This is a genomic window from Paraburkholderia sp. HD33-4 (genome assembly GCF_021390635.1).
In the GTDB taxonomy this organism is placed as follows: domain Bacteria; phylum Pseudomonadota; class Gammaproteobacteria; order Burkholderiales; family Burkholderiaceae; genus Paraburkholderia.
The window spans coordinates 2,207,840-2,223,353 of sequence record NZ_JAJEJS010000001.1 but is presented as its reverse complement, the minus strand read 5'-3'; the positions used below and the strand labels follow the sequence as shown (position 1 = coordinate 2,223,353).

Below are 15,514 nucleotides of genomic sequence, written 5' to 3'. Positions count from 1 at the left end.
CGGTACTCTTGGGTTGATTCGGCGATTCGATACTTATCGAACAATCAGATTTCATCGCGGGTGCGGTCGGTCACAAACGCGAGCGCGACCAGCGAGGCGACGCCGCACACGATCACGTACCACGCGGGCGCGGCGGCATTGCCTGTCGCGCCGATGAGCCACGTCACGACGAACTGCGCGAAGCCACCGAATATCGATACGCCCGCGGCATACGAAATCGATAGACCCGTGGCGCGCGTGCCGCCTGGAAACATCTCGGGAAGCAGCGGCCCCGTCGCGCCTGCATTGATCGAGTGCAACGCGGCGAGTGTGCAGACGACGAGATACAGAGTGCCCACGGTCGGGCTATGGGCGATAGCATGGAAACCCGGCAGGATCAGCAGTGTCAGTAGCAGGCGCGAGATGAAGGTCACGCGCTTGCGTCCGTAGCGATCGGACCACAGGCCGCCAATGGGTGACATCACCAGCATCACCGCGCCTGAGAGAATGCCGCACCACATCGCCGTATCCATCGGCAGATGCAGCACCTTGATCGCGTAAGTGGACATGTAATACAGCACGATGAAATGCGCCGACGTGCCACCGATCACCAGCAAAAACGCGAGCAGCAATAGCTTGCCGTCACGCGCGAACACAGTCTTGAGCACACCGCGCTCAGGCTTCGCAGCGCTGCGCGTGCCGTGTCCGTCTTCGCCGACGCGCGCGCGCAGATACAGCCCGAGCGGCGCGATCAGCACGCCGGAGAGAAACGGTACGCGCCAGCCCCAGCTTTCAAGGGATGCGGCATCGAGAAAATGCGAAAGCAGAAAACCCACGAGCGATCCCGCGAGCGCCGCCGCGCCCTGGCTTGCGAACTGCCAGCTCGTGACGAAGCCGCGCCGCTGCGCCGAGGCGCGCTCGGCCAGCAGCGTGGTCGCGACGCCCACTTCTCCGCCCGCGGAAAAGCCCTGCAACAGCCGTGCGACCAGCACGATGATGGGCGCCGTCATGCCGATCTGCGCATACGTCGGCGCGAGCCCCATCAGACCCGTACCGAGCGCCATCATCAGCAGCGTGAGATTCATCGCGACGATGCGCCCAAACCGGTCCGCAAGCACCCCGAACATCACGCCACCAATCGGCCGCGCGATAAACCCGACCCCGAACGTGCCGACGGACAACAACAATTGCTGTTCCGAGGAAGCGGCCGGAAAAAACAGCTTGCCGAGCAGCACGGCGAAGAAGCTGTAGACGGTCAGGTCGAAAAACTCGAATGCATTGCCGATCGTCGTCGCGACGATCAGACCGCGTGTGGAAATCGACTGCGTTCGCGCGACGGACTGCGCTGCGCCCGCGGAACTGAGAGACGGTGACTTCATGAACGGCATCCCTGTCGGAAGTGAGTGTTTTCGAAACGGCACGTCGGCGTCGTTGCGCAAAGGCAGCAACTTCAGGACACCGATGGAAACTGTTTGACGACAGGGAAAGTCTAGAGAGCCAAAATGGCCAGACGGATTTGCTTTTTCTTATCGTGATAACGGCGGGTTATCGCATGCGGCGCTTATGCGGGGTAAGCCTCATGTCGACATCTGCTTTGTCGAGATAGGATGGGAAGTCCCATCACCTCAATTGGCTCACGCGCTTGAAACACAACCAGCTACGCGCGCTCGTTGCGATTGCCGAACACGGCAGCCTGCGTGCTGCCGCGCGCACGGTCTGCCTGTCGCAACCCGCGCTTACCAAGGCGATCCGCGAACTGGAACAGGATCTCGGTGTGCCGCTCGTCGCCCGCAATGCCCGTGGCGCACAACTCACGCAGTTCGGCCAGGCGATTTACGCACGCGCGAAGCTGATCCTCGCCGAAATGCAGCACGCGCGTGAAGACGTGATCCAGCTGTCGGGTTTCGAAGGCGGTAGGGTGTCGTGTGCGGTCACGCCGCTCGTCTCGCTGAAGTACCTGGCGCGCGCGCTTCACACGTTCCGGCTGCGCATGCCGAAGACGCGTCTGTCCGTGCAGGAAGGCTTCCTCAGTTCGGCGCTTGCGGGCCTGCGCGACGGCACGCTGGACTTCGCCATCGCAATCGTCGACGACTCGAAGATCGCGGCCGAATTCCAGTTCCGTCCGCTACTGGAGGCGGAACTGATCATATCCGCGCGCAAAGGGCATCCGCTTGCCAATGCGCAGTCCATCGCCGAGCTCGAAGGCGCGGAATGGATGCTGAACACGACGCCCGAAAGCATCGGCCGCGTGTTGCAGGACTACTTCGTCGACGTGGGCGCGGCGGCGCCGCGCGTGGTGGTCGAATGCAGTTCGTTCAGCGGGAGTTTTGCGCTGTCGTCGAACAGCAACTATCTGTCCTGTTGTCCCAAGAGTTTTGTCGAGTCCGACTGGTTTCGCCAGCATGTGGTTGCATTGCCCATACGCGAGCCGCTGCCGCGTGTGTCCGTGGGCATCATTTCGCGGCGCGATGCGCTCAATACGGCCGCCTGCGACTATCTGATCGAGTGTTTCTCGGACGCGGTGGCGTCGGCGCCCGATTTCGACTACGCCGCGGTCGCAGCGGACTGAGCGCCGTGGCCACGTCGTCAGAGGTCGTCGGCCGCACGTGCGGCAGGCGGCATCGACGCGAGCAGCTGCGGAATTTCACTCTTGTCGTGCGCTGCGCGACTTCCTTGTGCGCCAGCCCGTCGCCGTAGTCGTGTATCCCAGCCAGTTCGCGCGGATTTAGCCGGCTGTGTTCGGAGCGCGCGCGCTTCGACTTGAAACATGGTCGCCGCGCCACGTTTGTAGAGTGGATGATTGGGCTGCCGCTTGACGAGGCTGCGGCGCGTGTCCATCCCTGCGCCGATTCCCCTCGTGTCCCTGCATATACCGTCTTTCCGTGGCGAGCCCGCGGCACCGACCTCACGCGCGTTGCCGCATCGCCGCGTCCCAACCCAATTGTCAGTATTAGGGTAAACACAGATTTCACGCGCTTCCCACCTCTCTACAATGTGTTTATTCGCATATAGCAAGTAGACTTGCTATAGATTAATGAGAACCTGAGAGACGCCCATGCCGATCGACTACCAGACACTGCGGTTCGACTACGTTCGAGCAGCAGACCACGATGCCAAAAGCGCTGTCATTCATCCCGTTGTCGTTGTAGGGGCCGGCCCGGTTGGATTGGCCGCGGCGATCGATCTGGCGCAGCAAGGTATCAAGACTGTGCTCGTCGATAACGACGACACGCTTTCCAGCGGATCGCGCGCAATCTGTTTTGCCAAGCGAACGCTCGAAATCTTCGATCGCCTGGGCTGTGGCGACAGCATGGTCGAGAAGGGCGTGAGCTGGAACGTCGGCAAGGTGTTTCTTCAGGACGAACTGATCTACACATTCAACCTGCTGCCCGAGACCGGCCACGCGCGCCCGGCGTTCATTAATCTTCAGCAGTATTACGTCGAGGGTTACCTCGCGGAGCGGGCGATGCAGCTCGACAACCTGCAGATGCGCTGGAAAAGCAACGTTGTCGGCCTCACGCAGCGCGACGACCACGTCGAATTGCAGGTCGAGACGCCTGACGGTGCTTACTCGCTTCGCGCCCGGTACGTGATCGCCGCTGATGGTGCACGCAGTGCGATGCGCAACATGCTCGGCTTAGACAGCAAAGGCCGCACGTTCAAGGATCGCTTCCTCATCGCAGATGTGAAGATGAAGGCGTCGTTTCCAACGGAGCGCTGGTTCTGGTTCGATCCGCCGTTCCACCGCAATCAGTCCGTTCTTCTGCACCGCCAGCCCGATGACGTATGGCGTATCGACTTTCAGCTCGGCTGGGATGCCGACCCCGTCGCGGAAAAGGCGCCTGAGCGTGTGATTCCGCGCGTGAAGGCGCTCCTTGGTGAAGATGTCGAGTTCGATCTCGAATGGGTCAGCGTGTACACGTTCTCGTGCCTTCGTATGGACTCGTTCCGCCATGGACGAGTGCTGTTTGCTGGGGATTCCGCGCATGGCGTGTCGCCGTTCGGTGCGCGCGGTGCGAATAGCGGCGTGCAGGACGCCGACAACCTCGTCTGGAAGCTAAAGCTCGTTCTCAACGGCGATGCGCCGTCGGCTCTGCTCGACACCTACTCATCGGAGCGTGAATACGCCGCTGACGAAAACATCCTCAACTCGACGCGTGCGACGGACTTCATCACGCCCAAAAGCGCTGTCTCGCGTCTTTTTCGCGACGCGACGCTGAAGCTCGCGAAAGACTATCCATTTGCGCGTCGCATCGTCAACAGCGGCCGGTTGTCGGTGCCGGCGGTACTTTCCGGCTCGCCGTTGAACACGCCCGACCGAACCGCCGACGCATTCTCGTGCACGATGGTTCCGGGTGCTGTAAGCGCTGACGCGCCCGTCAAAGTCGAAGGCAGGCAAGCGTGGTTTCTCAATCAGATCGCGGGCGGCGAGTTTACCGGCATCTATTTCTGCGGCGCGGACGACGACGTCGCCACGACCGCCGCGCAGCTTGGCGCACTGTCCCGTTTGCCCATCCCGGTACGCCCGCTGATCGTTATTCCCCGCGGCGCCAGCGCGTGCGCCGTATCTGATGCGCTCGTCGTCGAGGACGTCGAAGGCATCGTCACGCATCGATTCGATGCACGCCCGGGCACGTTCTACTTGTTGCGTCCGGATCAGCATGTTTGCGCGCGCTGGCGCGAGTTGAACACTGAATCGATCTCAGCGGCGCTCAGCCGCGCTACCTGCAACGGATGAACACCATGAGCCATTTGAACATTGAACCCAACATCGCGGACATGGACGCGTTTTACGAGCAACTGATCGAGACGCACAACGGCCTGACCGAAGCAGACAGTCAGCTTGTCAATGCGAAGCTGGTGCTTCTGCTTGCAAACCACATCGGCGACATCGACGTACTCAAGGAGGCATTCGCGAAGGCGCGTGCCGGTGTTTCTCCGGTCGAGCAGGTTGTTGCGCAGACCCATTGAATCAGGATCTGACTTTGAATGGAGCGACCATGTCGGAAAACAGTCACGGCCTGACGTTGGCTGCAGGCTCACCGTACCAATCCGGGTTCGGCAACGAGTTCGCCACCGAAGCGATCGCGGACGTTCTTCCCGTCGGCCGGAATTCCCCTCAGCGCGTGGCGAGAGGACTGTACGGGGAACAACTGTCAGGAACTGCATTCACGGCTCCGCGCGCGCACAATCGACGCTCGTGGCTTTACCGGATCCGCCCCGCCGCCGTGCACCGGCCGTTCCGGCCGATTGAGAACGACCGTATCGTCGGAGACTTTTCGACGGTCCCGAAGACGCCGCCCGACCAGCTACGCTGGGACCCGCTGCCCTTCGGAGACGAGCCCGTCGATTTCGTGGACTCCTTGGTGACAATGGCGGGGAACGGCTCGGCCGCATCCATGTCCGGTTGCGCGATTCACCTGTACGCTGCAACCCGGTCGATGAAGGATCGCTACTTCTACTCGGCCGATGGCGAACTACTCATCGTTCCGCAACAGGGCCGTCTGACGCTCGCGACTGAACTCGGCGTGATCGACCTCGAACCGTTCGAGATCGCTGTGGTTCCGCGCGGCGTGCGTTTCTCGGTGGCTCTTCCCGATGGCCGTGCGCGTGGCTACGTCTGCGAGAATTTTGGCGCTCTGCTTGCGTTGCCGGATCTGGGACCGATCGGCTCCAACGGACTTGCTAATCCGCGTGACTTCCTTACTCCGGTGGCCGCGTTCGAGGACCGCACGGGCAAGTTCGAACTTGTGGCCAAGTTCGGCGGCAGCCTGTGGTGTGCCGACATCGACCACTCGCCGCTCGACGTCGTCGCCTGGCACGGCAACTATGCGCCGTATAAGTACGACTTGCGGCGTTTCAACACGATTGGCTCGATCAGCTTCGACCATCCCGATCCGTCCATCTTTCTGGTGCTGCAGTCGCCGAGCGACACGGAAGGCGTGCATTCGCTCGACTTCGTGATCTTCCCGCCGCGTTGGCTGGTGGGCGAGGACACCTTCCGTCCGCCGTGGTTTCACCGCAATGTCGCAAGCGAGTTCATGGGTCTCATCCACGGCGCGTACGACGCGAAGGAGGAGGGTTTCATGCCGGGAGGAGCGAGTCTGCACAACTGCATGTCGGGCCACGGACCCGATGCACAAACGTTCGAAAAGGCCTCGGCTAGTGATACCACAAAGCCGCACAAGGTGGACGACACGATGGCCTTCATGTTCGAGACGCCGCGTGTAATCCGGCCAACCGAGTTCGCGCTCAAGACATCGCAGTTGCAGGCAGAGTACTTCGAATGCTGGCAGGGACTGAAGAACAACTTCGCAGGGGAGAAACAGGCATGAACGGATCCAACGCTGATAATTGGCAGGCGGCCAACGATCCGAACCTGAAGAGCTGGGTCGAATCGGCCAACGTGCCCGAATGCGATTTCCCAATCCAGAACCTGCCGTTCGGCATCTTTAGTGACCGCTCGAATGCGGCACCGCGAGTGGGCGTAGCCATCGGCGATTCAATTCTCGACCTCGCCGTTCTCGCGAAAGAAGGCTTGCTCGCACAAAACGCGGCGCTGTTCGAAAGCATCTCGCTGAATGCGTTCATCGCGACGGGCAGGGCGCAGTGGAGGGGGCTGCGTGCGAGGCTGTCGGCTTTGCTCGAAGCGAACAATGCGGAGCTGCGCGACAACGCGGCTATCCGCAAGCGTGCGTTGATCGCAAAGACGGACGCGCGTCTGCATCTTCCGGTGGAGATTCCGGGCTACACTGATTTCTACTCGTCGAAAGAGCATGCGATCAACGTCGGTTCGATGTTCCGCGATCCCAAGAACGCGCTTTTGCCGAACTGGCTTGAAATTCCCATCGGCTACAACGGGCGTGCGTCGTCGATCGTCGTGAGCGGCACACCCGTGACGCGGCCCAACGGACAGATCAAGCTGCCGGACAACGAGCGACCCATTTTCGGCGCCAGCCGCAAGCTCGATATCGAGCTGGAGATGGGTTTCATCATCGGCGCCCCCAGTTCGCTAGGGGATGCGCTTGCCTGCGAGCGAGCGGAACAACACATCTTTGGCATGGTGTTGCTCAACGACTGGAGCGCCCGCGACATCCAGCAATGGGAATATGTTCCGCTTGGGCCCTTTAATTCGAAGGGCTTTGCGACGACGATCTCGCCGTGGATCGTCACGCTCGACGCGCTCGAGCCGTTCCGTTGCGAGCAGCCGGAACAGAACCCGCAGCCGCTTTCGTACCTGCGTCATGCGGGTCGGCATGCGTTCGACATTCATCTGGAAGTCGGTCTGCGCGGCGACGGCGAGTCCGAGGCTCAAACCATCTCGCGCACCAATTTCCGCCACATGTATTGGACGATGGCGCAGCAACTCGCTCATCACACCTGCGGCGGATGTAACGTGCGCGTCGGCGACCTCATGGGTTCGGGAACGATCAGCGGACCGACGCCGGATTCATGCGGCTCTTTACTCGAATCGACATGGAATGGTCAGCGTCCGCTGCAACTGCAGTCAGGGCAGACTCGTTCGTTCATCGAAGACGGTGATGAGCTGATCCTGCGGGGGTGGTGTCAGGGCGACGGCTATCGCGTCGGTTTCGGTTCCTGTGCCGGAAAGGTGCTGCCGGCAAGGGCGACGGTATGAGCGAACTCATACTGCATGGTTATTTTCGCAGCTCGGCGTCGTATCGCGTGCGCATCGCACTCAATCTGAAAGGCCTCGCATACGATCAGGCGCCCGTGCATCTGGTACGCAACGGCGGTGAACAGTTGAAGCCATCGTACCGTGCGGTCAATCCAGATGGGCTCGTGCCTGCACTCACTGTCAGTGACGGCGATGCTCGCGCCGTGCTTACGCAGTCGCTGGCGATCGTCGAGTACCTCGACGAACTTCATCCGACGCCTGCATTGCTGCCCGCGTCGCCGCTCGACCGGGCTTTCGTGCGATCCGTCGCGCTGCAGATCGCCTGCGAGATCCATCCGGTCGCTAATCTGCGTGTCCTCAACTACCTGCTCGGCGAAATAGGTGCATCGCAGACGCAGAAGCAGGCCTGGTATCGACACTGGATCGATCTGGGTTTCGCTTCGCTGGAGGAGCGCCTGTCGGCGGATTCGCGCGTCGGCCGCTTCGTTTTTGGAGACGCGCCGACGCTTGCGGACATATGTCTGGTTCCACAGGTATGGAACGCGCGCCGTTTCGAGATTCCGTTGACCCGCTACCCAACGATCGTTCGCATCGCCGATTTTGCCATGACGCACCCGGCGTTTGCCGCAGCCGAGCCCGGCAAGCAGCCGGACGCCGATGCTTGAGTCAGGCGGCGGGCGTTGCCGCGCCGAGCGAGCCGAAACGCCGTGACAGACGCTGGGCCGCGGTCAGCAGCGCGCGACCGACCGGCCCTTGCGGGTCCGGATCGAAGGTGGCGGACGGGCCGATGACCGCAATGACCAGCGGGATGGTGCCCGTGTGATCGAGAACCGGCGCGGCGAAGGTGCCGACGCCGGGCACGGGCGCATCGAATGCCTCGTCGATTCCACTAGCGCGGATACGGTTCAGCCGCTCAAGGTACGCGCGCGAAAGCACATGCTCCGCTTGCGCGCCCGCGAGCCTGATGGGCTCGTCGGTCAGTAGACGTTCCAGCGCGTCTTTCGGCAGGTGCGCGGCAAAGACCCGTCCAATCGCCGTATTGACCAGCGACATCACTGTACCTATCCGCAGGCTGATATGCTGCGGCCGCGCAGATTCCTCGAGGCTGATAATCGTCGGACCAAGTGGCCCGAGCGTGGCGGCGGCCACCGTCAGTTGCGTCGTCGCGGCAAGCGACGCGATCTCCGGTTCGGCATCGCGGGTGGGAGACATGCGTTGTAGTGCGATCAAACCCAGTTCCAAGCCTAATGAGCCTGCCGAGAAACAGCCGTCGTCAGCGCGGGAAAGCAGGCCGATCTTTTGCAGGCTCACGAGATGCGGGAAGGCTTTGGCCGGAGGCATCCCAGCAGCGGCCGCAAGATCGCGCAGGGTCATCGGTTGGCCGGCCGCTGTCAGCGCCACCAGAAGCTCGCCCGTGCTGTCGAGCGCATTGATCCCGCGTTGCGCCTTGATGTCCTGGCTGCCTGCGGCATCGTTGGAATTGCCGGTGAAGTCAGATTGCATGGCTCGACACCCTGTCAGCCATGGCTTCCGTAATACGTCGAGAGACATCCCGAAGGTCGGTCGCGACCGGGCCCTTCCAGGCAGTATCCATTGCACCTGACGGGCCGATCACGGTCAGCGCGAGCTGCATGTTTCCGTCAGCGTCGAAGACGGGCGCGCTCAGGCTACTGATCCCAGGGCTTGGTACATCGATGCTTCGAGCCATACCGCGTTTTCTCACGTCTTCGAGACTCTCGGTCTTCGTCCCCTCAGGCGATTCGTCGTGATCAATGCCGACGTTCGGCCGCGCAAACCCCTGACTTTGCATCATTGCGGCCAACTCATCGGGCTTCAGGAACGCGCTGAAGATCCGCCCGGTGGAGGTCGAGCGCAGCGACATGACAGTTCCAATGTGGAGGTTAACGTGCAGCGGGTAGGCGCCGCGCTCATAGCGCACGATCATCGGTCCTTGTGCACCTGCGACGCATACTGCCACGCTGAATCCGAGCTTTCTCGCGAGCTCCGCCGCATGGGGCGCCGCGGCGCGATATGCCTCCTGCTGCTCGACGAACATGAGTCCGAGGCGCAGCGAAAGCGGGCCGGGTTCGTAGTAGCCCGTCATCGCATCGCGTTTAACGAGCCCGAGCCTTGTCAGGCTGACGAGGTAGGTATGAGCCTGGGCGGTGGAAAGGTTCGCAGCGCCAGCCAGTTCGCTCAGAGCCACCGGCTCGCGCCGCTGCGCCAGCGCTTCCAGGATACGACCGGCGACCTCGACGCTTTGAATGCCTCGCTGTGTTTTCTCTGTTGCCTCTTTCAATTTATCCAACCCACCTTTCCGCGTCACCGTCGAGCGGCCATGCTAGCGCATTCGGTCAGCGCCGGACAGCACCGGGGTTTTCCCGAAGTTTAACTATAGCAAGCATATTTGCTATTGACAAATTTATCGTGCGACGCGACTATGAGCCATCCCCCGCCGATTTACGGAGACAGACATGGCAAAAGCGTTCGCATCCCAGGCCGACCTGGAAGAGAAGAAAGTCACCTTCACGCAGCTCTCGGAAAACGCCTACGCGTACACGGCGGAAGGCGATCCGAATTCGGGCGTCATCATTGGAGACGACGGCGTGCTGATCGTCGACACGACGGCCACCCCTGCAATGGCGCAGGATCTCATCGCGAAAATTCGCAGCGTCACCGACAAGCCGATCAGGTACGTGGTCCTGTCGCATTACCACGCGGTGCGCGTGCTCGGCGCGTCGGCATACTTCGAGGAAGGCGCGCAGCAGGTCATCGCGAGCCGCGGCACGTACGAAATGATCGTCGAGCGCGGCGAGCAGGACATGAAATCGGAGATCGAGCGCTTTCCGCGTCTCTTCGCTGGCGTGGAGACGGTGCCCGGCCTCACGTGGCCGACGCTCGTGTTCGAGAAGGAGATCACGCTGTTCCTCGGCAAGCTCGAAGTGAAGATCGCGCATCTCGGCGCAGGTCACACGAAGGGCGATACGGTTGTCTGGCTGCCGTCGCAGAAGGTGCTGTTCTCGGGCGATCTCGTCGAGTACGACGCAGCCTGCTATTGCGGCGACGCTCAACTCGAAGAATGGCCCGCGACGCTCGAAGCGCTGCGCGCGCTGAAGGCCGAGAAGCTCGTGCCGGGCCGCGGCCCGGCGTTGCTATCGCCGGCGGAAGTCGACAAGGGCCTCGACTACACAAAGGATTTCGTCACGACGCTGCTACAGGCGGGCCGCGAGGCTGTCGCCGAAAAGCTCGATCTGAAGGGTTCGATGGCGCACACGCGCAAGTCGATGGACCCGAAGTTCGGCCACGTCTTCATCTACGAGCATTGCCTGCCGTTTGACGTTTCGCGCGCCTATGACGAGGCGGCTGGGATCAAGCATCCGCGGATCTGGACGGCACAGCGCGACAAGGAAATGTGGGCCGCGCTGCAGGACTGAGGGCTCAGCCGCACTCCAGGGGGTCCCGCACATGGGGCCTTTTTTCATGCCATTCGGCAAGGGCGCGTCAGACGCTCGTGGCAACAAACGAGGCCCCTATCGAACCAGCGGCGTCGTGGAGACACACAATGCACAAATCGCTAGATATCGAATCGTCGCGAGCGCTCGGCGCGACTGCGGACGACCATCAGATTCTCGCCAAGGTCGCCTGGCGCATCATCCCGTTCCTGTTTCTTTGTTACGTCGTGTCCTTTCTGGACCGCATTAACATCGGCTTCGCGCAACTGCAAATGAAGCACGACCTGGGGTTTAGCGATGCGATGTACGGGCTCGGGGCGGCGGTGTTCTACATCGGTTACGTCCTGTGTGAGGTGACAAACAACACTCGAAATGTACTCGGCAATCCACCCGAAAATCCTGCCCTGTCACGGCTTCGAGACCCCCACGGATACGAACGTACTGGCGACCCGGCGCGAGCCCGTCAGCGCGCGTTCTCGTGGCCCTGACGGGTCAACGTGGGTCGAAGTGATTCGCCGAACCGGGGAGGGCAGCGTGGGGGGATGGACCGAAAGAAATTCCGGGCTCCTGAACATCTCAGTAGCCCCTTATCTTCTCGCTAGAGCGCATAACCACATCCGGGGGTCAACCCGCCCGCACCCGCGGCGCACGCCGGGCTGACCGCCCGGCAACCCGCCTGTCACCCTCGGTGCGGTGCGGTGCGGGGCAGGGGCGGCTCGACCCCCCGGTCGTGTTTTTGCGCTCTAGCCAAGGAATAGGTTGCGGGGATTTTCAGGGCCACCGGTTTTTTTTCTGCCCGCCCCCCCGGTCGTGTGCCCCGCGCCGATCAACGCTCGCGGCGCGCGAGCATTGATCCTCACGCGCTCGTCGTTCTTGTCGAGCCGCAGCAGCGGGCGTGCATGGCGCTCGCAGGATGGAATGTCTCCCACGGGAGACAAACGCTCAGCGGGTGTCGCGGCGTCGATCAGGCGATAGACGTGCGCACGTTCCCACTCCCACCGCGCCGTACAGTATTCCTCGAACGTGCCGAAGTCGGCGCGGTACCGTCGCGTTATGATTGGCGGCCCAAAAAGAACGCACACAGGAACCTCACGATGAAGCCCCCAAGCAGGCGCACCCGCGCGCAGGTCCCGGTTATCGAATCCACCCATGAAGCGCTGGAGCGTGCCGCCGTGCTGCTCGACATCGCCGTCTCGACGCTGGACGCGGCGTACCCGATGATCACGGATCACGATGCAGGGAACCTTGTCGCCGGGGCAGGCGAACACATCAGGGCAGCGCGTGCGGTGATCAGCAGTGTCGTGGAAGTGATGTAGCAACGCGCAACCTGTGCCGAAATCGGCACAAGTCGAACCCGGCGAGAAGTCGCGCAACGTTGCCGCGAAACATGCCGAGTTCGCTGGCGAACTTCCGGCAAATTTGCCGGAAGTTGGCGGTCGTGAAGAAGGTGACGAACTTCCGCTGAAATCAGCGGAAGTGTCGCAGGTCGCGACGGATGCTATGCACCAGCCAGTTTCGCCAGCGCATCGAGAATGGCGGGATCGCCGAGCGAGTCGGCCCATACTGCGGCCTCGAAGCGCGTCGGCGCGGTCGAGGCGGTGGCGGGACTGACCATCGCCTGACCGGGATCGCGCAGCGCCTGCACGACCAGCTGTGCCGCGATGACCTCGCGTGGCGTACCTGCGGCGCTGGCACGGCGATCGACTTCACGCAGGTCGTCGCGGGAGATGAGGATGCGCAGGGATACCCGGTCGGCGCTCATGATTGCCTCCGGGCGGCGAGTCCGGCACGCTGGCGGCGCTTGCGTTCGGCGTCGTGCCGACGGCGGGCGTCGGGCGTCAGGACCAGCGGTGCCGGGTGGATGTCGCGGTCAGCCGATGATCGTGCAACCCAGTGCGCGGTGCCTGAAAGCACCTCGGAAACCACTCGTGAGAATGTCGCCGCGCCGGTATCCATGACAGCCTCCGACAGGTTGCTCGCGCAAACATTCTGAACCCGTCTTCATGGCAGGCGCAACAAAAGGCCGTGCGGTGCACCACGCCGCACGGCCAATCCGACACTCGCAGATGCACGTGGATATTTTTGAGTCCCGCCACGTGCGACGGGACTATCCGTCGTCGTCGTGCAGCCGCACGACATGGACCGGATCGGCTGCGGTGCGGCGCGGATAGCGCAGACGATCTTCGGCCAGCGTGCGTTCGACCAGCGCCTCGGCAGGCGTCAGGCTGCGCATGTCGGTGATCGTGGCCTCGCTGTTCGCGGGCACCGTGACGAGACTCAGTTCCAGCCACTCCCATGACGTGTAGCGCACGCAGCCGCCCTCCATCGGCTCCGCCGCGAGCGGCCGGAAGCCGACCGAGACCGTTCGCAGAAGGCCTGTCTTCACCGCCTGCCATGCGTCATCGCACAGGGTCTTCAGCGGTCCGTCCTGCTCGATCTTCGCAATCACGGCCTTGAAGTGAACGCCGAACTCCGACACCGCGCCGAGCACGACACTGCCGACGCTTTTGGTGTGATCGTGTGCGACCAGCAGCGGCAGCGGCGTCGAGAACTTCACGCCCGTCGGGACGATCACGTCGCCATAACGGTCCGGGGTCGGCGTCGATGCGGTCCCGCTGATTTCGCGCAGGTCCTCGTTTGCGCTGCGGATCGTGAGCAGCGTGCTGGCGCGCTGGATGTCGGTCTGTCTCATGGTGTGATACTCCCCTGTCAGAAGGTCATGCCACCAGCCTGACAGCGGGCCACGCGCGGAGTTGCGCGTGATACTGCGCGCCGCTGCCAGACAGCCACCAGTAGATACCGCCATTTGTCGCCAGCACGTCCACCACGCTCACCGGGTCGGCGTCGATCAATGCCACGAGGCAACGCGCGAGCGGTGACACGTCGGGCGTTGCGTCGAGCAGCACGTCGAGCACTTCATGCTCGATGGCAGAAAAATGCGCCTGCAATGCGCGCTCGGCGTGATACTGCGCTTCGCTGCCGTAGCAGGCGCAATGTTCGCCCGTGGCACAGATGCACATGATGGTGGCCTCACTGCTTCGTGCGTTTCGTTGCGGGTGCGTCGGTCCTGCTGATGCCTGCCACGCCGCTTGCCCATCGCGCGTAATCCGTATCGGACAGTTGCCAGTTGATGAACTGTTCAGCCCGCAGCGCGTACAGATCGTTCTGCCATACCGGCAGCATCCGCGGCCCGCTCCCGTCGTCGACACTCACGATCGCCTGCCCGGTGACGTCCGGCAGCACCGGACCTTCGTACAGCAGCACCGCGCGCGCATCGAGCAGTCCGACGACGCCGGGCGCAATCGCGTTACTCGTTGCGCACGCAACGCCCGCGACATAGCCACCCGTCGCACCGATCGCGTCGTGACCCAGCAGGTTCAGCCGTGCCGCGAGCGCGGGCGGCATGATGAAGCAGGCACTGGACAGATCGCCCGCGAAGCCGTCGAGCAGTCCGAGAACATCGGCTTCGATATCGCCGCTGGATGCAACCGCATCGACGCCGTGAAAGATGCCGCCCGGCGACGCATCGGACGGCGCGCTGTTGCCCGCGAAGGTCCGGCTGACCTCGCTGGCCACGGCGCGCGCCAGTGCGTATTCCAGCACGGCGTCGCTGCGCTCGTTCACGAACCGGACCAGTTCGGCGGTCGCAATCAGGATGCCCGTGCACTTGTGCACGCCGAAGCGTTGCAGCCCGAAGGCGGTGTTCGTGTCGATGACCTTCAATGCACCTTCGCCGGTCCAGCTTGCGCCCGCGATATCGGTTTCAAGCGTGACGGCGCGGAACGGCACCATGTCGCGGAAACCGCTGCCGCCGAGCGCGTCGCGGATCTTCGTGATCAGGTTCTCGCGCTGCACCAGCGTCACGAAGTCGCCAATCGCGGACAGGCCAAGGCCATCCGGGTCATCGATGTTGCCGGTTGCCAGCGCGGCAGCCTTCGTTGCCAGCCATTGCGTTGCGGGCGATGCCGCGCCGTAGGCGTTCGTGGCATACGCGCGTGCGTTGCTGACCTCGCCGCCCACGGCGAGCGCGCGGATCACCTTCGCGAAAATGTACCGGTCCATTGTCTGCCCCCGCGAGCGGCCCGCAACGTGCGGGTCGTGCATGAAGCATGGTTGACGGCAGCGCGCAGACAAACCGCCGCTTTCACCCGATTCACCCGTTTCACCCGTTTCACCCGTTTCACCCGTTTCGCCAGTCCGACAGGTATCGCGCAATATCGGCTACCGCATACCATCGCGAGCGGCCGGACATGCGATAGGGCAAGTTCAGCTTGCCGCCTGCGTGCTGCTTCGCAAGCGTCGAGCGCGACGCATAACCGAGACACGCCGCTGTGCCCGCCTCGTTGGTGCTGCCGTCGCCCGCGATGGGATAGCCCCGTTCACGCAGGAAGGCATAGAGGCGCGCTTCGAGTTCGGCTTCACCGTTCACGTGCGCCGCCGTCTG

17 protein-coding genes and 1 pseudogene are annotated in these 15,514 nt (G+C 62.7%); 9 read left to right on the top strand and 9 right to left on the bottom strand.

What is annotated here, in order from left to right; all coding sequences use genetic code 11:
• Positions 1-44: 44 nt before the first annotated feature.
• The gene (locus L0U84_RS09805; protein WP_233849537.1) at positions 45-1,358 is read right to left on the bottom strand and encodes an MFS transporter; all 1,314 of its coding nucleotides are present in this window, start codon (positions 1,356-1,358) and stop codon (positions 45-47) included.
• 263 nt (positions 1,359-1,621) lie between these two features.
• Between L0U84_RS09805 and L0U84_RS09800 the strand changes: the two genes are divergently transcribed.
• From L0U84_RS09800 to maiA, 6 genes are all read left to right on the top strand, one after another.
• Complete coding sequence (locus tag L0U84_RS09800; protein ID WP_233849536.1) at positions 1,622-2,548, top strand: LysR substrate-binding domain-containing protein; 927 nt, start codon at positions 1,622-1,624, stop codon at positions 2,546-2,548.
• A gap of 486 nt (positions 2,549-3,034) precedes the next feature.
• Positions 3,035-4,717 (top strand): FAD-dependent oxidoreductase, encoded by a 1,683-nt coding sequence (locus tag L0U84_RS09795; protein ID WP_233849535.1) that lies wholly within the window; start codon positions 3,035-3,037, stop codon positions 4,715-4,717.
• A 5-nt stretch (positions 4,718-4,722) separates the two neighbouring features.
• On the top strand, positions 4,723-4,950 hold the full coding sequence (locus L0U84_RS09790) for a DUF2783 domain-containing protein (RefSeq protein WP_233851992.1): 228 nt from the start codon (positions 4,723-4,725) through the stop codon (positions 4,948-4,950).
• Positions 4,951-4,979: 29 nt separating this feature from the next.
• Positions 4,980-6,314: a homogentisate 1,2-dioxygenase gene (gene hmgA / locus L0U84_RS09785; protein ID WP_233849534.1), complete on the top strand. Its 1,335-nt coding sequence runs from the start codon at positions 4,980-4,982 to the stop codon at positions 6,312-6,314.
• Positions 6,311-7,618, top strand: a complete 1,308-nt coding sequence (gene fahA, locus L0U84_RS09780) for a fumarylacetoacetase (RefSeq protein ID WP_233849533.1) — start codon at positions 6,311-6,313, stop codon at positions 7,616-7,618. The genes hmgA and fahA overlap by 4 nt, the downstream gene beginning before the upstream one ends.
• Positions 7,615-8,283 carry a maleylacetoacetate isomerase gene (maiA, locus tag L0U84_RS09775; RefSeq protein ID WP_233849532.1) on the top strand — a complete coding sequence of 223 codons (669 nt, stop codon included), beginning with the start codon at positions 7,615-7,617 and terminating at the stop codon, positions 8,281-8,283. The genes fahA and maiA overlap by 4 nt, the downstream gene beginning before the upstream one ends.
• 1 nt (position 8,284) lies before the next feature.
• On the opposite strand, the gene L0U84_RS09770 is transcribed toward maiA, so the two are convergent.
• Together L0U84_RS09770 and L0U84_RS09765 are read right to left on the bottom strand one after the other, a co-directional pair.
• Positions 8,285-9,121, bottom strand: coding sequence for an IclR family transcriptional regulator (locus L0U84_RS09770; RefSeq protein ID WP_233849531.1), 837 nt, complete (start codon positions 9,119-9,121; stop codon positions 8,285-8,287).
• Positions 9,111-9,926, bottom strand: coding sequence for an IclR family transcriptional regulator (locus L0U84_RS09765; protein WP_233849530.1), 816 nt, complete (start codon positions 9,924-9,926; stop codon positions 9,111-9,113). Before L0U84_RS09765 ends, L0U84_RS09770 begins: the two co-directional genes overlap by 11 nt.
• Positions 9,927-10,092: 166 nt before the next feature.
• Between L0U84_RS09765 and L0U84_RS09760 the strand changes: the two genes are divergently transcribed.
• The 3 genes and pseudogenes from L0U84_RS09760 (at position 10,093) to L0U84_RS09750 (ending at position 12,386) form a co-directional block, all read left to right on the top strand.
• Positions 10,093-11,052, top strand: coding sequence for an MBL fold metallo-hydrolase (locus L0U84_RS09760; protein ID WP_233849528.1), 960 nt, complete (start codon positions 10,093-10,095; stop codon positions 11,050-11,052).
• Positions 11,053-11,180: 128 nt separating this feature from the next.
• A pseudogene (locus tag L0U84_RS09755) lies at positions 11,181-11,435 on the top strand (MFS transporter); the annotation flags it as partial.
• A gap of 729 nt (positions 11,436-12,164) precedes the next feature.
• Positions 12,165-12,386, top strand: coding sequence for a hypothetical protein (locus L0U84_RS09750; RefSeq protein ID WP_233849526.1), 222 nt, complete (start codon positions 12,165-12,167; stop codon positions 12,384-12,386).
• A gap of 182 nt (positions 12,387-12,568) precedes the next feature.
• On the opposite strand, the gene L0U84_RS09745 is transcribed toward L0U84_RS09750, so the two are convergent.
• The 6 genes from L0U84_RS09745 to L0U84_RS09720 all read right to left on the bottom strand — a co-directional run bounded on the left by L0U84_RS09745 (position 12,569) and on the right by L0U84_RS09720 (position 15,499).
• Entirely contained in the window at positions 12,569-12,832 is a 264-nt protein-coding gene (locus L0U84_RS09745; protein WP_233849524.1) for a hypothetical protein, read from the bottom strand.
• On the bottom strand, positions 12,829-13,026 hold the full coding sequence (locus tag L0U84_RS09740; protein ID WP_233849522.1) for a hypothetical protein: 198 nt from the start codon (positions 13,024-13,026) through the stop codon (positions 12,829-12,831). Before L0U84_RS09740 ends, L0U84_RS09745 begins: the two co-directional genes overlap by 4 nt.
• A gap of 151 nt (positions 13,027-13,177) precedes the next feature.
• Positions 13,178-13,762 carry an HK97 family phage prohead protease gene (locus L0U84_RS09735; protein ID WP_233849520.1) on the bottom strand — a complete coding sequence of 195 codons (585 nt, stop codon included), beginning with the start codon at positions 13,760-13,762 and terminating at the stop codon, positions 13,178-13,180.
• A 25-nt stretch (positions 13,763-13,787) separates the two neighbouring features.
• Complete coding sequence (locus L0U84_RS09730; RefSeq protein ID WP_233849518.1) at positions 13,788-14,090, bottom strand: hypothetical protein; 303 nt, start codon at positions 14,088-14,090, stop codon at positions 13,788-13,790.
• Between the two features lie 10 nt (positions 14,091-14,100).
• Positions 14,101-15,132 (bottom strand): hypothetical protein, encoded by a 1,032-nt coding sequence (locus tag L0U84_RS09725; RefSeq protein ID WP_233849516.1) that lies wholly within the window; start codon positions 15,130-15,132, stop codon positions 14,101-14,103.
• A gap of 118 nt (positions 15,133-15,250) precedes the next feature.
• Positions 15,251-15,499 carry a hypothetical protein gene (locus tag L0U84_RS09720; RefSeq protein ID WP_233849514.1) on the bottom strand — a complete coding sequence of 83 codons (249 nt, stop codon included), beginning with the start codon at positions 15,497-15,499 and terminating at the stop codon, positions 15,251-15,253.
• Positions 15,500-15,514 lie beyond the last annotated feature (15 nt).